Raw genomic sequence first — 21,452 nt, 5'->3', positions numbered from 1 at the left:
AGGTTCTTTTATACTTAGTGCTGTACCGGTTGTATCAGTTTTTTACTCATAAGGATGCCGCGCGACGGAGAAAAAAGAAACGCTATCATAAACTCAATTCCTGTAACAGTAGCAATGGCGCCGGCAATAGACCCATCTATCCAGACGGCAAGGTAATAGCCGGCAAAAGCTGCCAGTATACCCAGCACAACCGAGAGTATCAGCATGGTTTTAAAATTATCGGTAAGCAGGTAAGCCGTAGCAGGAGGGGCCACAAGTAATGCCACCACCAATATTGCACCCACCGACTCGAACGATGCCACCGTTGTAAGGGATACCGCTGTCATGAGCAGGTAATACCATAGCGACGTAGATACACCAATAGCTGCCGCATAACCTGAGTCAAATGCAGTCAGGAAAAGCTCTTTGTAGCCGATAACAATGAACAAAAGTATAATAATGGTTACGAGGCCCAGCGTCCAGACAGTGCGCGGACCCATGCTCAGGCCACCTTCCGTGATCCAGAGATCGAGGGGGACATAGGCTATTTCTCCGTAAAGCACGCAATCCTGGTCCAGGTCTACCTGTCCGGCAAACACTGATATAAGTATGATGCCGATAGCAAACAGCCAGGTAAAAGTAACGCCAATGGCAGCATCGGACTGTACACGAGCATATCTATGGAAGAACTCTATCAGGAAAGTAGTGAGCACTCCAAGCAAACCGGCACCGATCAGCATAGGCACAGAATCGCGGGAACCTGTAAGCAAAAAGGCTATTACAATGCCCGGCAGCACTGCATGCGAGATTGCATCACCAACCATAGCCATGCGCCGCAATATCAGGTAACAACCCAACAGGCTACAGCAGGCAGCTACTAAAGATCCGGTAAGTATGATCCAAAAGGCATTCATGGTAATGTTGTTTGTTGTTAATTATCACTCATCTAAAATTAATCTCCAACTCATGGTATCCTGGTGCTATGCGGGTCCAGTTCCGGGTAATTGAGTTCCTCAAGCAAGCGTTGCTCCAGTTCGGGTGTGATAATGTGCTCTATAGTTTCGGCATCTTCGTGTACATGGTCGGAGGCAAGGTGCAGGTATTGGGTCAGATACAGTTCCCAAAGGCGGTGCAGCCTTACAACCCTTCTGCCTCGGTTTAAGCCTTCCGGGGTTAGGGCCCATGTTCCTTTTCTTTTTTCCAGATAACCCTGTTTTTTAAGTTTATTCAGGCCATACTTGGCTTCTTTAGCCGGAATAGCTCTTTTTTCCAGCAGCTCCTGCAGGGGCCGGTTTGCAGCGTAATCCTGCTTTGCCTCACCCAGCTGGTAAAGAAGTTTTAGCAGGTTTTCTTCCAGTATCAGTTTTCTGTTGCGGCGGCGGCGAAGTATACGTGCTATCCAGCCTTTATCAGGGGCAAGGGCAAAGGAAAGTATGGCGATCATCGAAACGATCAGCACGATCCAAGGGCCAGTTGGCATAGCCGGAGCAGTATAGGAAACAAAAGCTCCTGCTACTCCAGAAAAGGCTCCCATAACAGCTGCAAGCACCAGCATAACACCAAGCCTGTCGGTCCAGAAACGTGCCGCAGCAGCTGGTGTGATAAGCATGGCCGCCATCAGTACAACGCCTACAGCTTGTATGCCCACTACCACCGCCAATACAGTAAGCGTTGTAAGTAATAACTCCAGTCTTCTTACCGGAAAGCCGATGGTACGGGCATAGGTTTCGTCGAAGCACAGCAGCTTTAACTCTTTATAAAAAAGTATGGTAGCGGCTAATAAAAGTATAGCTACAACACTGAAGGTAATTAAATCTTCACCTACCAATGAGGCTGCTTTTCCGAACAAAAACTTATCGAGGCCGCTCTGCGCTGCATTACCGGAGTGCTGAATGGCTGTAAGTAAAAGTATACCAATACCAAAGAATACCGAAAGTACAAGTCCAATGGCAGTGTCTTCTTTAATACGTGAACGGGAAGTGATAAAATCGATTACAACCAAAGATAGCCAGCCAGTTACGAAGGCTCCCAGCAAAAGTATAAGTGGATTTTTTGTGCCTGAAAGTATAAACGCCAGACAAACTCCCGGCAGTACGGCATGCGCCACCGCATCACCAACTAGTGCACGTTTGCGCAAAAGCGTAAAGCAACCCACCACAGCAGAACTTGCTGCTAATAGCACCGAGCCAATCGTAACATAGCGCACGTTGGCATCTGCAAAAGAGAAGAATTCAAAAAACTCTTTCATGGTTTGATTAATGGTTGCGAATTGTTAATTTTTTGAATCAGGATTTTCTGGATTTAAAATGATGCACATGATTATGTAATACCATTAATCATTCATTCGATATATCTAACTCCCAAACTCTCTAGCTTTCAAATTCTGTATCTCATCAACTCTTTACTTTTTTCTCTCTCAGTGGAAATTCCTGTTTTCGAAGAAGGTCGCCAACTTTACTGAGCACAGTTAGCTTACCACCGTAAGTTTGTTCAAGTAGCTCCTGCGTCAGTACTTTTTCTGTAGGGCCAGAGGCTACCAGGCGCATGTTCAGCAGTACTACCCAATCAAAATAATCGGCAGCTGATTGTAGGTCGTGGTGCACTACGATAACAGTTTTTCCCTGATCGCGCATGGTGCGCAGCAATTCTATAATAGCTGTTTCTGTGGCAATATCTACGCCGGCAAAGGGCTCGTCCATAAAGTATAAATCAGCGTTTTGTGCCAGTGCCCTTGCCAGGAAAACTCGTTGCTGCTGCCCACCTGAAAGCTGTGATATCTGGCGATTCGCAAAGGATTGCATGCCAACTTTAGTTAAGGCTTCCATGGCAGCGTCTTTATCAGCCTGGCGAGGTCTTTTAAACAGGCCGAGGTTGCCGTAGCGGCCCATCAGCACTACATCAAAAACAGAGGCCGGAAAATCCCAGTCTACTGACTCACGTTGGGGCACATAGCTGATGCGTTTGCGAACTTGGTCAATGGGTTTATCGAAAAGCCGAACATAGCCGCTACCGGAGGGCAACAGGTCCATCATAGCCTTGATAAGCGTGGATTTACCAGCGCCGTTTGGTCCGATAACGCCTACCAGTGCACCAGCCGGAAGGGTAAGGTCCACTCCCCACAGCACCGGCTTGCGATCATAACTTACAGTCAGGTCGTGTACTTCTGCTACCGGGTTTTCTACTTGTAGTATCATTTTCTATTTTAAAGAAGATACAATCGTGTTCACATTGTGCCGCACCATACCAGTATATGTACCTTCTGGTGTGGCAGCCTCGCCAAGTGCATCAGAGTATAAAGTGCCGCCAATTTTTACTTCATGCCCTTTTTGCTTACTGCCTATTACCACTGCCTCAATGGCCTTTGGCGAAACCGAAGACTCTACAAAAACAGCTTTAATCTTATTCTCAGAAATGTAATTTACTAACGCCGAAACATCCTGCAGTCCAAACTCAGATACAGTAGAAATGCCCTGCAAACCACGCACACTTATACCGTATTCATCGCCAAAGTAGCCAAAGGCATCGTGTGCTGTAATCAGAATGCGCTGATTATCTGGTATAGACTGTATTTCCTGTGTTACCCACTGGTTAAGGTCATCGAGTTGCTGCAGGTAGGCTGCTGTGTTTTTCTGGTATACTTCGGCATTGGTCGGATCTTTTTTCTGCAGCTCCTGGCTCAGGTGCTGCACCACTTCTTTCCAAAGCGTTACATTAAACCATACATGCGGGTCGTAACTGTCCTGAAATTGCGGAGAGCGTTTTAACTTATCCTTTGCAATACTTTCTGCACCGGCCACAACTGTTTTCTGGCGGCTAAGCTTTTCCAGAACTTCACCCATCTTTCCTTCCAGATGCAGGCCGTTATAAATTACCACATCCGCCTCGGTTAGCTTTTTCAAATCGCCTTGTGTGGCCTTGTACAGGTGTGGGTCCACGCCACTGCCCATTATAGCGTCTACATCAGCAGCATCACCAATTATGTTCTGTACAGCATCTTTTAGAATGCTGGTGGTGGTAACTACTTTCATACGTTTACCAGCCTGCAACACACCTTTATTCTCGGTTTGGGTGCAGGATGCAATAGCTAGTAAAAAAACGCAGCAGGTTAAAAGTATAAGTGGAGTAAAACGCATATAAAGTAAAGAGTGGTTAGGCAGATAAAAATATATTTCTGGACACTTCACTGGAAATAAGCATTCCCTTATTTTCTTCCAACAGGATCTCCAAAGAGTTATCATAAGGCATTTTGTCGATGATCCGTATGCGTGAGCCCAACGCAATGCCCACTTTATCGAGGTACTGCAGGAACAACGGCTGCGAATCGTTTACACCTACCACCACACCGGCGTCATTTACTTCCATTTCAGCTAGCAGGCGTTGCTTTTTCTGCTTCATTTCGCCGCTTTCTGATGGAATAGGATCTCCGTGCGGGTCGAACTGCGGGAAGCCCAGAAACTCGTCTAGCCGCCTTGTAAGTAGGGTAGAGGAGATATGTTCCAACTCTTCGGCCACTTCGTGCACCTCATCCCAGTTAAATTTAAGCTTCTCTACCAGGAAAACTTCCCAAAGCCGGTGCTTCCTTATGATTTGCAGTGCAATGCGTTCACCCTCTTCAGTTAGTGTTACACCACGGTATTTTACATAGTTTACGATGTTCTTGCTACTTAGCTTACGCAGCATATCTGTTACCGAAGCCGCTTTTGTATCGAGTACCTCTGCAATGGCATTGGTATTTACCTCCTGTGTGCTGTTCTCCGAAAGCTTGTAAATGGCTTTAATGTAATTCTCTTCTGTGTAGCTGTGCACTTTTTAGAATTTTGAATGAGTAATTAAGTGATTAAGTGAATGTGTGAGCAATTTGTGTTTCAGTTACAGCAGGAGTGTAAGCAACTAATTTATGCTGTATATACTATCAACCAATAATATGTAGCCATTAACTAACTACAATTCATACATCCACTCAATCACTCATTCGCAATTATACTTACCAGCGTACTAATGCCGAGGCCCAGGTAAAACCACTACCGAATGCGGCAAGGCACACTAAGTCACCTTCTTTAATGCGGCCCTCTTCCACGGCTTCGCTTAAAGCAATTGGAACAGAGGCAGCTGTGGTATTGCCATACTTATGAATGTTGCTCATCACCTTTTCAGACGGTAGTCCCATTTTCTGCTGTATGTAAGAGGTAATGCGCAAGTTTGCCTGGTGCGGTATCAGCATATCGATATCTTCTGGCTTATAACCGTTTTTCTGCAGTGCCTCCATAATTACCTCCGGAAAGCGTGTAACAGCGTGCTTAAATACCATGTTACCGTTCATGTGCGGGTAAATAGAACCACTGTCGATCATCTCGTGGGTAAGGCGCTCTTGTTTATTGCTGCCTGGGTCAAGTACAGCCAACTCTTCTGCAAATTCGCCATCAGCATGCAGGTGTGTAGACAAAATGCCTTTGTCGTTGCTTGATGATGGGGTAAGTACAACTGCACCAGCTCCGTCTCCGAAAATAACCGAAACACCACGGCCACGAGTAGAGAAGTCAAGTCCGCTGGAATGGATTTCAGAGCCAACAACCAGTATGTTATTATACATCCCCGTCTTGATAAACTGATCAGCAACTGAAAGGGCATAGATAAACCCAGAGCATTGGTTACGCACATCTAAGGCTGGAATCTCCTTAATCTCAAGTTCACGCTGCAACAGTACGCCAGACCCCGGGAATACATAATCAGGACTTAGCGTTGCAAAAACGATCATATCCAGGTCTTTTGCTTCGAGGCCAGCCATTTTAAGGGCTTTGCGGGATGCTTGTGCGGCCATGTTAGCAGTTGTGTCTACACCTTCTTGGAAGTAACGGCGCTCCACAATACCTGTACGTTCCCTGATCCACTCATCGGAAGTATCCATTAGTTTTTCAAGGTCTTTGTTTGATACGACACGTTCAGGAACGTAATGGCCAACGCCGGCTATTTTAGAGTTACGCATATTTAGAGTTCTTTAATATGACAAATATACTTATTTATTACAGATTTAGATTCGTCTAAAAATAAATTTATTCAGTTGTAAGCCTTTGGACAAGATTAAGTAAATACTGCTCTTCCTGTTCCCAAAATATATCATCTGCTATTCCCAAAGTATAAAATAGCTGTTGTTGTAGCAGTTCGTGCAATAGGGCTGCATTTATACTTTTGAAATCGATCGCTATTCCTGCCTGATGCTGTTGTACTATAGCTTTCCATGTGGGGTTTTCAGGTATCAGAATAATCAGAGCGTTTGCCATGTATTCATATAGTTTTGTGGGGATGCAGCTATTTATACTTTCGTTGGGGTGATAGGGCAGAAGGCCGACATTACAATGCTGCATTTCCTTAATGATCTCACTGTGTGGCACCAATTTAGAGCCACCAACCACTTTTAAATATGCTTTACCTTCTGTTTGCTGCACCACCTGCTCCCATGTATCAGAATTCGCGCAGTAGCCAATTATTGTAAACGTTGTGTCTGTATCAATTTCGTGAAGTTTGTCTGCCAGTGCAATGGCTTCCAGTATACCGTATTCTTTTGCAATAGTACCAGAGTAGAGCAGGCGCAATGGCTGTTTACGCAATAAAACCGGTGTGTGTGGTAAAGTATACTTAAGGGGCTTTTTATACTTATTCTCCAGTATAGTATAGCGGCCATTCAAAAAGTTTAGTTCGTGGGCATAGCTTCTCTCAGCAAGTATAAAATGAGCAATACGCGGAGCAATAAAGCTTTCTGTCCTCTCTACTCCAAAAGCAAACAGCCTTTTAAGCACCGAATTATAGTTGTGCTGCATACGCAGGTTAAGGGCATAGTTCTCTTGTACATCATACACCAGCTTTACTTTATACTTTTTGCAGTAAATATAGCTAGTGAGCAGTAGTTCATGTGTGCTGGCAATTATAAGGTCTGGCTTTACCGACTTTAGTAAGTTGTAATATTTTACTTGAGCCGTAAACCTTGCCATACTTAACCGCCGGAAACTGAACAGTGGGTGAAAAATGATGTTTGTTGCTGCACGCTCAGGAAAGGGAGCAGAATAGCCGCATAGGTGTACCATAGCGCCAGGTAATTTGCTAAGCGACACCGCCAGTTTTTCGTACATGCGGGTATCATTCACAGGCTTCAGGAGCGAGGCAATCAGAATTCTCTTTTCAGACATCGTCTAAATTTAATACTTTTACGCATTAATCTTACTTAACTAATTAGAGATGGCGCTAAGAGAAATAATTGAGCAGGCATGGAATAACCGCGAGTTGCTTCAGGAAAGCAATACAGTAGAAGCTATCCGTGCTGTTATAGAAGAACTAGATAAAGGGACTTTGCGTGTGGCTGAACCAAACGGTGATGACTGGCAGGTAAACGAGTGGGTGAAGAAGGCGGTACTGATGTACTTCCCGATTCAGCAAATGAAGACGATTGAAGTTGGCCCATTTGAATTTCATGATAAAATAGCACTAAAGAGAAATTATGAGCAGTTAGGTGTTCGTGTGGTGCCTCATGCGGTGGCACGTTACGGCGCTTACCTGGCTAAAGGCGTTATCATGATGCCTTCTTATGTAAACATTGGCGCTTACGTGGATTCCGGTACTATGGTAGATACCTGGGCTACGGTTGGTAGCTGTGCACAGGTTGGTAAAAATGTACACCTGAGTGGTGGTGTTGGCCTTGGTGGTGTGTTGGAGCCGGTTCAGGCTGCACCGGTAATTATCGAGGATGGTGCCTTTATCGGTTCCAGAAGTATACTTGTTGAAGGTTGCCGCATCGGTAAAGAGGCTGTGATCGGTGCAGGTGTTACTATTACAGGTAGCTCTAAAATAATTGATGTTACAGGTAGCGAGCAGAAGATCTACAACGGCTATGTGCCGCCTCGCTCAGTAGTAATTCCGGGTTCTTACACTAAGAAATTTCCTGCAGGCGATTTCCAGGTGCCTTGTGCCCTAATTATTGGTCAGCGTAAGGAAAGTACCGACCTGAAAACTTCGCTAAACGATGCCCTGCGAGAAAACGCAGTTGCGGTTTAATTGTTGAATGGCTTAATTGTTGATTATACGCAACAATTTTCATAAGTATAAAAAGCGCCTCTATCGGTAATTCTGGCAGAGGCGCTTTTTATTCAGACCTCGCAGGGGCTGGGCACGCTGAGAGGTTTTAAAAGTATAAGGCCTCTGCCGTTGTTACAGCAGAGGCCTTAAAGTAATTGTAGTCGATGTTCCAGTGCTAAGTTATTATCTGGAGTGCAATGCAATACGGTTTCCTTCTGAGTCCAGGAATATGCCCATATAGCCAATGTCTTCTGCTATAAGAGTTTTCTCCTGTAGCACCTGACCTCCGGCAGCTTCAACTTTGGGTAGTTCATTTGCCAGGTCGCCGGAAGGGGAGGAGAAGTATACCAACACCCCGTCAGTGCTAGGCTTGTACCATTCTTTATGGTAAATCAGAGTGCCTCCTGCGCCTGCGCCTTCTTCATTAGACGGGAACCATGCCATTTCTAATTCCCCCATTGGTACATATTGCATTTTGAAACCAAAAACGGCCTCATAAAACTTGATGGAGCGCTGCAGGTCAGTGGTTGGTATTTCAAACCAGCCTACCACATTGTTCTGATGGCTCATACTTATTGCACGAAGTGCTTTTTCTTAAAGCGATCCGCAACGATTAATTCTTTAGTGCCGTGGGTCCAGGAGTAGAAACCCTGACCAGATTTAACACCTTTATGGCCTGCCTGAACCATGTTTACCAATAATGGGCAAGGAGCATACTTAGGATTACCGAAGCCATCGTGTAGCACATTCAGGATTGAAAGGCAAACATCCAGACCAATAAAGTCAGCAAGTTGGAGCGGACCCATTGGGTGTGCCATACCTAGTTTCATGATCGTGTCTATTTCCTCAACACCAGCTACACCTTCATAAAGGCTGTAAATAGCTTCGTTGATCATAGGCATTAGAATACGATTTGCCACAAAACCAGGGTAATCGTTGCACTCAGTTGGTACTTTGCCCAGTTGCAGCGAAATATCCATGATCTGGCTTGTTACCTCATCAGAAGTGGAGTAGCCACGGATAATCTCAACCAGCTTCATAACAGGCACTGGATTCATAAAGTGCATGCCTATAACCTTGTCAGGTCGGTTTGTAACAGAAGCGATTTTAGTAATTGATATAGAAGAAGTATTTGAGGCAAGTATAGCTTCCGGTTTGGTATAACTGTTCAGATCGCGGAAAATCTTCAATTTAAGGTCTACATTCTCTGTGGCAGCTTCTACTACTAGGTCAGCATCCTGCACGCCTTCCTGCATGCTAGTAAATGTTGTGATATTTTTAAGCGTCTGTTCTTTCTGCTCTTCTGTCAGGTTGCCTTTAGCTACAATGCGGTCCAGGTTTTTAGAAATAGTGGCCAAGGCTTTCTGAAGTGCCTCTTCCGAAATATCTACAAGCGATACAGGGAAACCATTTTGAGCAAAAACGTGTGCTATGCCGTTGCCCATGGTGCCAGAACCAATAACTGCTACTTTTTTCATATAGTGGTTAGTGAGTTTAAATTTATATATACAAAAATACTATAAATAAGTATAAGCCGCATTTAATAGTTGATGGTATTGGAAGACTTCAATTATGTAAGAGTAATATTGGCTTTGATATTATTGTGAAGTACCAGATGTTGTGCTGTATTTTATACAAGTTTATAAGGCTAATGCATTGATGAAAACAGGCTGGCAAAATCCTGTAATATAGCACACTACACTTTAATGAGCTCTTTTTTTGATTTTATTGTAAAGTAGTATATATCCTGAAACTAATAAAATACATGCCTCTATTTAAATCTTTTTATACAACTGCTCGTAAAAGCAATAAACAAAAAAATACAAATAACTTTTTTTGTAACATTAAATGTATGATTTAAGTAACTGCAATATCAACAGATACTTATGCTTAACAAACAAGATTAAAAACTATGGGAAATTTATTGTATATAATCGCAGTAGTACTCGTAATCTTTTGGCTGATCGGTTTCTTAGGATTCCCTGATGCAGTAGGAGGTATTATTCATGTGCTGCTTGTGCTGGCTGTGATCGCCGTATTACTACGACTGATACGCGGAGTTTAACCTGTTTGGCTAAATTTCGTTAGTAATAATGATTAATGTTTATTACAAGAACTCACAAAACAAATAAAACTATGGGAAATTTATTGTATATAATTGCTGTAGTACTCGTAATCTTCTGGCTGATCGGTTTCTTAGGATTCCCTGATGCAGTAGGCGGCTTGATTCACATTTTACTTGTGATCGCCATTATTGTAGTACTTTTACGACTCATTCGTGGCTAAAGCTTTACGCTTAGCTTATAAATAGAGACAATTAAAAAAGGCTGCCAGATTCTGGCAGCCTTTTTAGTTTTATAAGTATTCTATCTCCTGAATGGGATATTAAAGCCCACTCTTATCACAGGATTAGAGTATGGTGAATCAATCTCGTTAAAATTGTAAAGCAAAAGCATATCAAAAGATGCACGTCCTGCACTTTGCCTGTAGCCTACTCCTGCCAATGGTGTGTATACAGTGCGTCTGCTCAGCTCATATACACCATTGGTAGTTCTCCAGTAGTTCTCGTAACTCAGCGCCTCATACTCAGCATGCACAAGTATGGCCCCGTTATTTATAACACCTCCCAAAACTTCGTGTTGCGCAAAAACCTTACCCCCAAAGTTCTGGAAAGTCTGGCCTCCAGCACGTATAAAATGATACACGAAGCCAGGTCCAACACTCAATTTATCAGTTACCTTATAACCAAGTATAGGCATTAGTGAAATATTGGTATAAGTGCCGAACTGCAAACCAAAACTGCCGCCAAAGTATAAACGATCTATTAAATCAGGTGCTTCCTGTTCTCCTAGCTGTACAGGTTCCTGAGCTTGTACCACAACTGGCTTTTGCTGCACACGCGGCTTTGCAGGTTTTGTTTCCTGCAAAGGTGTGGGAGGCCCGGTTGGCAGTTCAGGTTTACGGGAAACAGTATCTGGCACCTGAGCAAAGGCTGGCATGCTGATAAACAGCACAACCGCTAAGCTAAACAGTCCTGTAAAACTAAAATATCGTTTCATTCTCGTGTACAAGATGATAGCTTAACTTATACCATCGCAGTGGCATACATCTTTTTACGAAGCTCTTTTATATTATCATCAGCCAGATACTCTTCGTACGTCATGCGCTTATCAATAATACCGGCCGGTGTTAACTCAATAATACGGTTGGCGATGGTATCCACAAACTGTAAGTCATGAGACGAGAACAGGATAGTTCCATCAAAATCGCGCAACGAGTTGTTAAGGGCTGTGATAGACTCTAGGTCTAGGTGGTTGGTAGGCTCATCAAATACCAGCACGTTGCCAGACTGCAGCATCATGCGCGAGAACATACAACGCACTTTCTCTCCACCTGATAATACATTCGCTTTCTTCAGAGACTCTTCGCCAGAGAACAGCATACGGCCCAGGAAGCCACGGATAAAGCTCTCGTCTTTTTCAGTTGAGTACTGGCGCAGCCAATCCACTAAGTTAAGGTCAGTATCAAAAAACTCCTGGTTGTCTTTCGGGAAGAATGATGACGTGATAGTAGTACCCCATTTGTAGTCACCGCTGTCAGCTTTATCCTCATCAAAAAGAATTTTGAAGAAAGTAGAAGCAGCAATGTCGTTACGTCCAATCACAGCAATCTTATCGCCTTTATCAACCATAAAGCTGATGTCTGTGAAGACAGGCTGGCCGTCTACAGATTTGCTTAAGTTTTCAACGTTCAGGATCTGGTTACCAGCCTCGCGTTCTGGTTTAAAGGCAATGTATGGATATTTACGGGACGAAGGCTGTATATCCTCTACCGTTAATTTTTCTAACAATTTGGCACGCGAAGTAGCCTGCTTGGATTTTGAGGCGTTGGCGCTAAAACGGCGAATAAACTCCTCCAGTTCTTTACGCTTATCTTCTGTTTTCTTGTTAGCGTCTGCACGCTGCTTAAGCGCCAGCTGGCTAGACTGATACCAGAAGCTGTAGTTACCAGCAAACATTTTTATCTTACCAAAGTCAATATCAGCAACATGCGTACAAACAGCATCCAGGAAGTGACGATCGTGAGAGATAACAATTACTGTATTATTAAAGTTATCAAGGAAGTTCTCCAGCCACATAATAGACTCAGCGTCCAAGTGGTTGGTAGGCTCGTCTAGCAGTAGGATATCCGGGTTGCCGAATAGGGCCTGCGCCAATAATACTCGTACTTTCTCGCTACCGCTTAGGTCTTTCATCTGCGAGTAGTGCAGGTTTTCAGAAATACCCAAACCACTCAAAAGTTCAGCTGCCTCATACTCAGCATTCCACCCCTCCAGGTCGGCAAACTCGCCTTCCAGTTCTGCGGCACGTACACCATCAGCCTCCGTAAAGTCAGCTTTTGCGTAAATAGTGTCTTTTTCCTGCATAATATCCCACAGGCGTTTATGGCCCATGATCACCGTTTGTAAAGCAGGATACTCATCATATGCAAAGTGATCCTGCTTTAAAACTGCCAGACGTGCATTAGCAGGTATTTCCACAGAGCCTGTGTTCGGGTCGATTTCTCCGGACAGAATCTTCAGGAAAGTAGACTTACCCGCACCGTTGGCACCGATAAGGCCGTAGCAGTTTCCGGGTACAAACTTAATGGTAACATCTTCAAATAATGTGCGCTTACCGTAAGACAAGCTAACATTGTTGGTACTGATCATATTATATTATGTATGAGATAAGTATGAGAATTTAACTTAAACTGGGCGCAAAACTACAAAATTAAATCGGGGATTAGCGCAATCTGCTGCAAACACTTATGAGAAATGCTAAAGAAATGTGTTCTTTAATCCTTTTTAAATCAACTGGTTCCGGACCACATGCTAAAAATTTATCTTGCAAACCACAACGTCACTTGTCTTTCTATAGTATATAATTTTAGTAATATACATTTAGCCATGGCTGTTTAGCTGCAATTAAACTTGTTTAGCTGAATTCTTAACCAAATGCATGGCTATTCTGTTCATTTTAAAGTTATTAATTTGAAATCTATTAAACTATAAATAGTATGGCATCTGGAAACGTGAGCTACCAAAGCGTATCTATCAAATATGGCATTATAGTAGGTATTGTACACATTGTGTACTTCCTGCTGATGTGGGCCTCTGGCTTACAGGAGACGGTGGAGCTTTCTTTCTTCAGCGGTATTTTTCTGGTGGTTGGTATAATAGTGGCCATTTCTCGGTTTAAACGCATGAAGAACGGAATGATTCATTATTTTCAAGGATTAGGAATAGGAGCAACTGTAGGAGCGGTATCCTCCATTATTCTGGCAATTTTCATGATGATTTTTGTTAGTACATTGGGGCAAGATTACCTGTTTTCCTTACAGTCTAGTTATCTTTTTCCTGAGAGCCTTTCAAAGCTTTCCTTGTTCCTGATCACAATAATTTATGGCACAGTGCCAGGCGTAATTATAGGCTTTATTGCTATGCAGTGGTTTAAACGCCCTGACCACACAATGCCTGAACGTATTTAACTTAAGCAAACTCTAACTGAACTATGGAAAAAATAGGCCTAAAGTACGGCTTACTAACTGCCGCTGGCCTTATTGGTTATTTTCTGCTGATGAGCCTTTTAGGATTAGTGCATATTATTGAGTTACGGTTCCTGAACGGCTTAATTATGGCAGTCGGTGTTAGTATGGCTATCAGAGCTTATAAAATAAAAAAAGAAGGTAATATTGGTTATTTCAGTGGTTTTGGCGTGGGAACTCTAACTGCCATTGTTAGCACAACCTTGTTTGCAGCACTTATGCTGCTTTATATCAAATTAGCGGGCGACTCGCTGGTAGAGGTGCTCTCGGCTGAGCGCTACTTCGGCGACAGAGTACAGTCTACGCCAGGTATTGTAGTTTTCTCTGTGCTGATGCTGGAAGGTGTAATTTCAGGAGTGCTGATATCCTTTATTGCGATGCAATACTTTAAGCAGAAAAGTCATAAGGTGCCGGGAAGTCCCTAACATGTATTTAAAGATATAAATAAGGCCCCGTTAATTTATATTAGCGGGGCCTTTTATTTATAGTGTTAGCGTTCAGACCACTATCTGATCAGGTCGCTGAATGATTTGTACAACAACTTCATGTATATCTCCTTCTTTATCTTTTAACTTAAATGTAACCATCGGATTGTCTAAGTCATGGTTTGATTTGATACTGATCACCTGCTCTCCTTCGCTTAATTTGTCTTCCAGTTGTGGAGTAAGTTCTCTAAATGCCTTCGCAAAATCTACTTCCAACCGGCTGGGATTATAGTATGTTGTTCTCATGAGACTATGGTTTGGCAAAACATTTAAAATGCGTTTTGCGGTTATACTTTTAAAAATACTATTTATGGTAGTATAGTATTTTATACCTTTTAAGAAGCTTCGAGTTTCAAATAAATAGGTTTTGCTATAAGTTCTTTTTATACTTTAAAGTATTATGATTAAAGTATAATATATGTAGTTTAGGTTTAAATATGAGGTTATTAGAAAAGTATAAAAATAATACAGATAATACCAAACCTAGATTTTGTTTTTCCGTTCTTATAACCACAACCTCAAAGCAGAAGGACAGCAGGGGAGAATTAACAAGAGATTATATGAGAAGGATTATACTTTTAGTTTTAGCAACTGGTATTTGTACATTTGCCAATGCGCAGCGCCTTAAATTAAAAGAAGGTGCTTTAGATAAGCTGGTGCTGCAGGTGAGCCTTGAGGGACCAACACTAGCCGCAGTGGAGCTGCAAAAGGAACTGGACCTGACGCAAGAGCAGTATTACCAAGTAATGCAACTTAACCAGCAGCGTTACGAGCAAATAATTAAGGTAGAAGAGGTGCATAAGGAAGATGCTTTAGTGCGCTCCAAATCCATCTACACTATAAACATGGAAGCTGACAAAGCTCTGAGCAGCGTGCTTGATCCAAGGCAGTTGAGGCTGTTTCTGGAGCTGGAAGGCCGACAGGATTTACGGTTAGTAAGCGAACATGCAGAAGAATAAGATAAGCAAAAGGCCCGGTAATTAACCAGGCCTTTTGCTTATAAAGGTGTTTTATAACTAACCTCAGATACTTTTCCAGTAGGGTTAATGCGAACCTCTACCCAATTTGCTTCCGATAGTTTGTTGCGGTTTGTGCATTGCGTGCCTGGTTCCAAGTAGTAGTAGTAAATGCGTTGGTTACGCTCCAGCAGACTTTCGCTGTCTGGCTTACCTAATAGGTTTCGCACTACATATTCTTTTTTACCATATAGCTCTCGTCTAATCTTATCGAAATCACCCGTCATCTCTGTTCTTTTACCGTCGCATGCGTAGCGGTCGTTTTTCCAGGTTTCGCTGTCAAATCCTTTTAAGCTATCAGGTACTCCACATGCACTAAGTAGCGCAAAGAACAATAAAAGTATAGGTAGGGAACGTTTTAACATAACAATACAAAGTAAAACTATTAACAGGAAACAGCCCCGTGGCTGCAAAGTTACACGATTATTAATATATTGTAACTGTAAAGTATGATAAACAAATTGTACTATAAAATTACAGCTAATCAGCAATATAGTGTTATTTAATACAATAAACAGGTGCTACTATTCGAAATGGAGCCTTGCGGTACTAAACAGGATCGGAACAATTTGCACTGCTTTGGCTGTTGGTCTTATAATTGCGTAAACCTGAAGCTTAATAAAAACCTATGATAAGAATAGTTTTAACTTCCTTTGCCCTTGGCTTATTATCTTTTACAACACCTACCTCTGTTTCACCAGAAGAATCGGCTAAATTACTTCCAGCTGTTAATTCTGCCGTAAATACTAATGATGGGTCTTTATCTTATCACGATAAAGAACTTGCCTTTGATACTCACCTGCAGGAAGTATACCAGCAGGCAGGGCTTAAGAGCAAAGGTCTTGAATATAGTGTTTTTCGTAAAGCTTACATTGGTTACCAGAATTTCCAAATCAAAAAGCTTAGCTCCGACTCAAAAGCTATACTTACTGTAGTAGATTTTACCAAGCCGAGCAACGCAAAGCGTATGTGGATTATTGACTTAGATGCTAGAAAACTGCTTATTAACACGCTGGTAGCCCATGGCCGTAACACAGGAAACGCTACCGCCGATAAGTTCTCTAATAAGCCTAATTCTTATATGAGCAGTCTGGGTTTTTACCTCACAGATGCAACATATTATGGAAAGCACGGTCTTTCACTAAGATTATCAGGTATGGATGAAGTATATAACTCAAATGCCATGGAACGTGCAATTGTAGTGCATGGTGCTGATTATGCCACAGATGCCTTTATTAAGCAGTATGGCCGCTTAGGTCGCAGCTTGGGTTGTCCGGCAGTTCCTAAGGAGCTGTCTAAGGATGTGATCGAAACAATAAAGGATAAAACAGTGCTGTATATCCACGGGAACGATAAAAGTTATACTTCTGACTTTTTAAATGAGATGGGTGCAATTAATGCTTTTGCAGCAAACAATATGGCGGATGTTGTGAAAGTTTAGGTATTTAAGAACAATTTTAGATATGTAAGCCCCTTTGGTTATGCCAAAGGGGCTTTTTTTATGCTATGCTTTGTCTTTAATAGTTTTAATCAGGCTAATGCCCGAGAAAAAGAAGATAAGTCCTACTATAAACGGTACAGCTGCTGTATACTGGCCAACTGCTATTCCGTCGCCTCCCATCAGAAAAGCGTAAGCTCCCCATATAATCCCGATGATGCCTAGAATTAACAGTACACCACCAAAGGTTCTTTTCATGTTCATTTTTATACGAATTTAATTCTACATCGTGCTGCGCTGAGGCAACAATCACTCGTATTACGAAATTTATATTAACAAGTATACCCGTGTTATACTAAGCTATGATACCCTAATCTGAAGCTGTTGAATAATTTTATGGTAAGGCATACAGCACAAAGATGAATGGCTTTTACTTGTGTAGATTTTTGTCCTTCATTTTAGTTCGGCAGTAACAAATAACGTAGAGAGGAAAGTAGCTGCCTTTCTGCAGCAATACCTATACAGATTAAGATTTTAATGTATTATGTAACACGATGAGAGGAGTAGTAAAATTTATTGTGGCCATATTGATTGCGGCGGTATCGCTGGTAACTTATTGGTGCAACACACAGGAAAATGAATTTACCGGCGAGCAGCAGCACGTTGATATGACCGTGGAGCAGGAAATTGCCCTGGGCTTACAAGCTGCACCCCAAATGGCAGAGCAATACGGTGGGCTGCACCCCGACAGGCAGGCGGCAGCACAGTTAAAAGAAATTGGGCAAAAGTTGGTGCAAAGTACAAAAGCAAGTGAAACACCTTATCAGTTCGATTTTCATTTGTTGGCTGATGAACAAACTGTAAATGCTTTTGCACTGCCCGGTGGCCAGATCTTTATTACTGCCGGCTTACTTAAGCAATTAGAATCAGAGGCACAGGTTGCAGGCGTGCTGGGGCATGAGATCGGGCATGTGGTGGCAAGGCACTCTGCCGAGCAATTAGCAAAGGCAAAGCTTACACAAGGGCTTACCGGTGCTGCGGCAATTGCAACTTACGACCCCGAAAACCCTGCCAGCCGTACAGGTGCTGTAGCAGCCGCCATGATTGGGAAACTGCTTAACATGAGCTACGGACGAGAAGACGAACTAGAATCTGACAGGCTGGCTGTAAGGTTAACCGGAGAGGCTGGTTACGACCCCCGTGCTATGATACGTGTAATGGAAATATTGGAGCAGGCAAGTGGAGGCGCTGCCCGTGGACCGGAGTTTATGCAAACGCACCCTAATCCGGGTAATCGTATCGCACAGATACAAAGCGCCATACAAGAAGAATATCCTGAAGGGTTACCTTCTGGCCTAGTTCAATAAAATGTTCTGATTAAACAACTTTATAGAAAAGGTTGTGTATAAGATAAAGTACAACATGGCCGCTGTGCCTGTTGCCTCCCCGGTACATTACCCCGGTAATGTGATAACTGCTCAAATTTATATGTTTTACTATGAAAGCAATTTGATTATGGCAACAAATCAAAATAAGAAGGGAGACACTAACAAATCAAGTTCTTCCTCTTCTTCATCAAAATCAAATACTTCTAAATCTCCTCAGGCAAAGAGCAGCAGCTCATCCATGGGGTCAAGTTCTAAATCTTCTGGTTCTTCAGGATCTTCTTCTAAGTCCTCTGGATCCAGTGGAACAGGCAAATCCGGATCATCAGGAATGTCTGGATCTAAAAGCTAAGATTTTAAGTAAAAGCCGGCTTATGCCGACGCAGGAAACTAACTTCGCCACTGGAGTTAGTTTTCTTTTTTATAGCTACTTTGTTTTCATTATTTCGTATCAGATGCAGATAGTATAATACAACACCCTACACTATGGAAAATCCTGAGAAGCATCATAATTTGTTGTTTGTTGTTAACCCCATTGCAGGCGACATTGATAAAGCAGAACTAGAGGAGGAGATACAGGATAAATGTAAAGAACACCACATTAACTGTCATATTTACCGTACAACCGGCCAAGGCGATAAAGAGAAAATCAAAAAACTGTTAAGCGAAAATAATTTTGACGGAGCCTATGCAGTAGGAGGTGATGGTACAGTTAATATATTAGGTAGTTTGCTTATTGGTAAAAATATCCCACTTGGTATTGTGCCCCTGGGATCTGGTAACGGCCTATCTAAAGATTTAAACATACCACAGGATACAGAAGATGCACTTGAGCTCATACACAGCCATGTTGTAAGAAATATCGATACCATCACTTTAAATGGCATACCGTCTATTCATCTGAGTGATCTGGGATTTAATGCCTTGGTAGTAAAACGCTTTTGTGACGGCGATACCCGTGGCCCAGGCTCTTACGCCTGGATAGCTCTGCAGGAGTATTTAAGCTATAAACCTAAACTGTACCGAATAGAAACAGATGTAGAGACATTTGAGGGAGAGGCATTTATGGTATCCATCGCCAACGCCAATGCTTTTGGGTCTAACGCTTCTATTAACCCTGATGGCATTTTAAACGATGGTAAATTTGAAATTTGCCTGATAGAGCCCTTTCCAAAATCTGCTGGCATTGGCATATTATACAAACTTTACACAGATAGTATAGACACTTCTGTGTTTACGCGCAGGATCAGTTGTCGCAGAGCCACCATTTACAATACAGAGCATGAACTACTGCACATAGACGGCGAACCCGTGGAAATGGATGAAGTGATAAAAGTAGAAATGCACCCCAGAAGCCTGAAAGTTATACTTCCTACACCAGAGATGGATGAGTGATTTGAGTACTGCTTGTAGGTTGTTGATTGTAGGTGATTATTGAGTAATTTATTGCGCATCTTCCGGAAAGTTTAGCAAACCTATTTATAACATTTCAATGCAGGTTCGTGTGGTAAAGCAGTAAGTATACTCTAAATCAACAATCAAACTACCGGCTGAAGTATAGTTTCCAGTTTTTTCCGGAAGACCACCTGACCTGCTTTGGAGGTTTCTGAAGTAATGTGTACTTCAACCCAGGCCTCTCCGGTATCATAGTAGTTCAAAGTAATAAAACCGGGTTGCTCTAAGGTAAAAGTAGCTCTTCCACCTTTTTTAACAAAGGCAGTTTTGCTGCCGGAGCCACTGACAAGGTAATGGTTTTGCTGCACCTCAAAGTGCTGCAGGTTATGGTCGTGGCCAGCCACATAAACAATGTTGTTGTATCTGTGGAAGACACGGAGCAGCCGGCGGCGCATCTTTTTATACTTTCGGTGGGCCATATCCTCGTGTGCACCAAACAGCTTTCTGTAAAAAGGGTAAAGCGATCCGAAAATAGGTAACGGCACGTAAAAGCGTTTATGGGCAGCAGTAAGCGGAAAAATATGCTGTTTTACTGTAAACTTGCCTCCATGAAGGGCATTGCTGTAGAGTGGGTGGTGTGCAGCTACTAATATGCGCTGGTGCCTGTTCTCGCGCAGCAGCCGGTTCAGGTCTGCATAAAAGTCATCTATGTTTTCGCAGGTGCAGCCATACTTTTTACCTAAAGGTTTCTCGCCGCGTTGTACCCACCACTGCGTGTTTATCACAACAAGCAGTAAACCCTCTGCCAGCTGTATTGCCACCGGTCCGGGGCAGCCGTTCTCAGGCAAGTATGCAACATTGCTGCCACCATGTTCTTGCACATACTTTTGCTGTAGCAGCATCTGCTCATAACCTCCTTTTCTACCCTTAAACCAGTCGTGGTTGCCGCTCAGGAAAATACCTTGTCCTGCAAAGCCTTTAAAATGACTCAGCATCACGTTCAGGCGATCTTCTGCTAGTTTGCGGTGCCGGTTGCCTTCAGGGGGTAGGCCGATGGGGTAGAGGTTGTCCCCTAGAAAAAGTACGGTGCTGTTACTTGGATTTTCCTGTTGCCATGCCTCCAGCATCTGCATAACAGGATCTGTACCGTCTGTGGCGATGGCACCAACATCACCTAGCATAGCGACAGAATGTAGTAGTTTTGCTTCCGGATCTGGATGAAAATGTTGCCAGCCTACATCAGAAAGTTTGTAGAAAGGCTTGCGTTTATACTTTACCTCCTGCACATAACTTAGCAGCAGGTAAGCTACAAACAGGGTGGGTATTATAATGAGAAAGTAACTAAGCATAAAGTATAAACAGCTCAGTGGTTAAAAGTTTGGAGGCGTTAGGTTTTTAAAATGCCCGTTTTGTTTTACACGTTCCTTTAGCTGCTCTGTTGCTTCTATGATGGGTACCACCTGCTGTAGGTGCTGTAATATAGCTTCCTGGCGTTCTGCCTCGGTGCGTAGCTGCAAAAGGGCATACTCCTGTTCGGTACTCAGGCCCAGGTGGTGCGCAATGTCATAACTCTTAAAATCCTCCAGCAGCTCTGTAAACAGCTTCTCCAGGCCCAGCGAATTATAAAGTTTTTGGAGCAGCTCTTTAATTTTCAGCCTTGTTACGATATCATCCTTGTAATCATTTTCAAACACTTCTACTTCGCCACCAGCATACAACCTGCCTGGTGCCATTTTATCGAAGTGCTCTATCTTAAAAATATGGATGCCCTTAGTGCGGATGTCCATTTCGCCGTTAGGATGGGTTTTCTCAATCTGAACTATTTCCATTTCGGTGCCATACACCCCTACGCCATCCTGGATGTAGGTTGGAATGCCAAACGATTTTTCGTTTTCAGTGCAGTCCAGAACCAGCTGCTTGTAACGTGGCTCAAAAATATGCAGGTTCAGCTTCTCGCCCGGAAACACAACAATGTTAAGCGGAAACAGCGGAAGGTATTTTGCCATAATGCTCTGGAGGTGTTGGCGCACAGCCGCGCTAACAGGTTTTACGTTGTTATATGTTTTCCTTACGGTTATAAGCAGAGCTGTGTTAGATTTGGCAA

At 43.0% G+C, this 21,452-nt stretch carries 26 protein-coding genes; 10 read left to right on the top strand and 16 right to left on the bottom strand.

What is annotated here, in order from left to right; translation table 11 throughout:
* Positions 1–14: 14 nt before the first annotated feature.
* From WG943_RS07850 to WG943_RS07820, 7 genes are all read right to left on the bottom strand, one after another.
* Positions 15–893 (bottom strand): metal ABC transporter permease, encoded by an 879-nt coding sequence (locus tag WG943_RS07850; protein ID WP_340407984.1) that lies wholly within the window; start codon positions 891–893, stop codon positions 15–17.
* A gap of 50 nt (positions 894–943) precedes the next feature.
* Positions 944–2,227 carry a metal ABC transporter permease gene (locus WG943_RS07845; RefSeq protein WP_340407983.1) on the bottom strand — a complete coding sequence of 428 codons (1,284 nt, stop codon included), beginning with the start codon at positions 2,225–2,227 and terminating at the stop codon, positions 944–946.
* Positions 2,228–2,372: 145 nt separating this feature from the next.
* Positions 2,373–3,173: a metal ABC transporter ATP-binding protein gene (locus tag WG943_RS07840; protein ID WP_340407982.1), complete on the bottom strand. Its 801-nt coding sequence runs from the start codon at positions 3,171–3,173 to the stop codon at positions 2,373–2,375.
* Positions 3,174–3,176: 3 nt separating this feature from the next.
* Positions 3,177–4,112: a metal ABC transporter solute-binding protein, Zn/Mn family gene (locus WG943_RS07835; protein WP_340407980.1), complete on the bottom strand. Its 936-nt coding sequence runs from the start codon at positions 4,110–4,112 to the stop codon at positions 3,177–3,179.
* A gap of 16 nt (positions 4,113–4,128) precedes the next feature.
* The gene (locus tag WG943_RS07830; protein WP_340407978.1) at positions 4,129–4,785 is read right to left on the bottom strand and encodes a metal-dependent transcriptional regulator; all 657 of its coding nucleotides are present in this window, start codon (positions 4,783–4,785) and stop codon (positions 4,129–4,131) included.
* Positions 4,786–4,963: 178 nt separating this feature from the next.
* Positions 4,964–5,962 carry a 3-oxoacyl-ACP synthase III family protein gene (locus WG943_RS07825; RefSeq protein WP_340407976.1) on the bottom strand — a complete coding sequence of 333 codons (999 nt, stop codon included), beginning with the start codon at positions 5,960–5,962 and terminating at the stop codon, positions 4,964–4,966.
* 67 nt (positions 5,963–6,029) lie between these two features.
* Complete coding sequence (locus WG943_RS07820; protein WP_340407974.1) at positions 6,030–7,160, bottom strand: glycosyltransferase; 1,131 nt, start codon at positions 7,158–7,160, stop codon at positions 6,030–6,032.
* Between the two features lie 49 nt (positions 7,161–7,209).
* Here WG943_RS07820 and WG943_RS07815 point away from each other — a divergent pair, with 49 nt between their 5' ends.
* Positions 7,210–8,022: a 2,3,4,5-tetrahydropyridine-2,6-dicarboxylate N-succinyltransferase gene (locus WG943_RS07815; RefSeq protein WP_340407973.1), complete on the top strand. Its 813-nt coding sequence runs from the start codon at positions 7,210–7,212 to the stop codon at positions 8,020–8,022.
* A gap of 204 nt (positions 8,023–8,226) precedes the next feature.
* Here WG943_RS07815 and WG943_RS07810 read toward each other — a convergent pair whose 3' ends face one another.
* Both WG943_RS07810 and WG943_RS07805 read right to left on the bottom strand, forming a co-directional pair.
* On the bottom strand, positions 8,227–8,613 hold the full coding sequence (locus tag WG943_RS07810) for a VOC family protein (protein ID WP_340407971.1): 387 nt from the start codon (positions 8,611–8,613) through the stop codon (positions 8,227–8,229).
* A gap of 2 nt (positions 8,614–8,615) precedes the next feature.
* Entirely contained in the window at positions 8,616–9,521 is a 906-nt protein-coding gene (locus WG943_RS07805) for a 3-hydroxyacyl-CoA dehydrogenase family protein (protein ID WP_340407969.1), read from the bottom strand.
* 434 nt (positions 9,522–9,955) lie between these two features.
* Between WG943_RS07805 and WG943_RS07800 the strand changes: the two genes are divergently transcribed.
* Both WG943_RS07800 and WG943_RS07795 read left to right on the top strand, forming a co-directional pair.
* A complete protein-coding gene (locus tag WG943_RS07800; RefSeq protein ID WP_340407967.1) occupies positions 9,956–10,108 on the top strand; it encodes a lmo0937 family membrane protein in 153 nt (50 codons plus the stop codon).
* Between the two features lie 71 nt (positions 10,109–10,179).
* Positions 10,180–10,329, top strand: coding sequence for a lmo0937 family membrane protein (locus WG943_RS07795; RefSeq protein ID WP_187065451.1), 150 nt, complete (start codon positions 10,180–10,182; stop codon positions 10,327–10,329).
* Between the two features lie 80 nt (positions 10,330–10,409).
* On the opposite strand, the gene WG943_RS07790 is transcribed toward WG943_RS07795, so the two are convergent.
* Positions 10,410–11,102 (bottom strand): hypothetical protein, encoded by a 693-nt coding sequence (locus WG943_RS07790; RefSeq protein ID WP_340407966.1) that lies wholly within the window; start codon positions 11,100–11,102, stop codon positions 10,410–10,412.
* Positions 11,103–11,128: 26 nt separating this feature from the next.
* The gene (locus WG943_RS07785) at positions 11,129–12,754 is read right to left on the bottom strand and encodes an ABC-F family ATP-binding cassette domain-containing protein (protein WP_340407965.1); all 1,626 of its coding nucleotides are present in this window, start codon (positions 12,752–12,754) and stop codon (positions 11,129–11,131) included.
* A gap of 347 nt (positions 12,755–13,101) precedes the next feature.
* On the opposite strand from WG943_RS07785, the gene WG943_RS07780 reads away from it, so the two are divergent.
* Positions 13,102–13,572, top strand: coding sequence for a DUF4199 domain-containing protein (locus WG943_RS07780; protein ID WP_340407964.1), 471 nt, complete (start codon positions 13,102–13,104; stop codon positions 13,570–13,572).
* A 23-nt stretch (positions 13,573–13,595) separates the two neighbouring features.
* On the top strand, positions 13,596–14,054 hold the full coding sequence (locus WG943_RS07775; RefSeq protein WP_340407963.1) for a DUF4199 domain-containing protein: 459 nt from the start codon (positions 13,596–13,598) through the stop codon (positions 14,052–14,054).
* A gap of 72 nt (positions 14,055–14,126) precedes the next feature.
* Here WG943_RS07775 and WG943_RS07770 read toward each other — a convergent pair whose 3' ends face one another.
* Positions 14,127–14,360: a hypothetical protein gene (locus WG943_RS07770; protein WP_340407962.1), complete on the bottom strand. Its 234-nt coding sequence runs from the start codon at positions 14,358–14,360 to the stop codon at positions 14,127–14,129.
* A gap of 314 nt (positions 14,361–14,674) precedes the next feature.
* Here WG943_RS07770 and WG943_RS07765 point away from each other — a divergent pair, with 314 nt between their 5' ends.
* Entirely contained in the window at positions 14,675–15,073 is a 399-nt protein-coding gene (locus WG943_RS07765) for a hypothetical protein (protein WP_340407961.1), read from the top strand.
* 38 nt (positions 15,074–15,111) lie between these two features.
* On the opposite strand, the gene WG943_RS07760 is transcribed toward WG943_RS07765, so the two are convergent.
* Entirely contained in the window at positions 15,112–15,495 is a 384-nt protein-coding gene (locus WG943_RS07760) for a hypothetical protein (RefSeq protein WP_340407960.1), read from the bottom strand.
* Between the two features lie 263 nt (positions 15,496–15,758).
* Between WG943_RS07760 and WG943_RS07755 the strand changes: the two genes are divergently transcribed.
* Positions 15,759–16,571, top strand: coding sequence for a murein L,D-transpeptidase catalytic domain family protein (locus WG943_RS07755; protein ID WP_340407958.1), 813 nt, complete (start codon positions 15,759–15,761; stop codon positions 16,569–16,571).
* A 63-nt stretch (positions 16,572–16,634) separates the two neighbouring features.
* Here the strand turns inward: WG943_RS07755 and WG943_RS07750 are convergent, their stop codons facing one another.
* Positions 16,635–16,826, bottom strand: coding sequence for a hypothetical protein (locus WG943_RS07750; RefSeq protein WP_340407956.1), 192 nt, complete (start codon positions 16,824–16,826; stop codon positions 16,635–16,637).
* 296 nt (positions 16,827–17,122) lie between these two features.
* Here WG943_RS07750 and WG943_RS07745 point away from each other — a divergent pair, with 296 nt between their 5' ends.
* The 3 genes from WG943_RS07745 to WG943_RS07735 all read left to right on the top strand — a co-directional run bounded on the left by WG943_RS07745 (position 17,123) and on the right by WG943_RS07735 (position 19,348).
* On the top strand, positions 17,123–17,935 hold the full coding sequence (locus WG943_RS07745; protein ID WP_340407954.1) for a M48 family metalloprotease: 813 nt from the start codon (positions 17,123–17,125) through the stop codon (positions 17,933–17,935).
* A 34-nt stretch (positions 17,936–17,969) separates the two neighbouring features.
* Complete coding sequence (locus WG943_RS07740; protein WP_340407952.1) at positions 17,970–18,305, top strand: hypothetical protein; 336 nt, start codon at positions 17,970–17,972, stop codon at positions 18,303–18,305.
* 134 nt (positions 18,306–18,439) lie between these two features.
* Positions 18,440–19,348, top strand: a complete 909-nt coding sequence (locus WG943_RS07735; protein WP_340407950.1) for a diacylglycerol/lipid kinase family protein — start codon at positions 18,440–18,442, stop codon at positions 19,346–19,348.
* A gap of 143 nt (positions 19,349–19,491) precedes the next feature.
* Here WG943_RS07735 and WG943_RS07730 read toward each other — a convergent pair whose 3' ends face one another.
* Both WG943_RS07730 and WG943_RS07725 read right to left on the bottom strand, forming a co-directional pair.
* Positions 19,492–20,697 (bottom strand): metallophosphoesterase, encoded by a 1,206-nt coding sequence (locus WG943_RS07730; RefSeq protein WP_340407948.1) that lies wholly within the window; start codon positions 20,695–20,697, stop codon positions 19,492–19,494.
* 21 nt (positions 20,698–20,718) lie between these two features.
* Complete coding sequence (locus WG943_RS07725) at positions 20,719–21,354, bottom strand: LON peptidase substrate-binding domain-containing protein (protein WP_340407947.1); 636 nt, start codon at positions 21,352–21,354, stop codon at positions 20,719–20,721.
* Positions 21,355–21,452 lie beyond the last annotated feature (98 nt).

This window comes from Pontibacter sp. H249 (genome assembly GCF_037892465.1).
GTDB lineage: Bacteria > Bacteroidota > Bacteroidia > Cytophagales > Hymenobacteraceae > Pontibacter.
The sequence above is the reverse complement of the archived record's forward strand: the minus strand, read 5'-3'. Positions and strand labels throughout refer to the sequence as shown.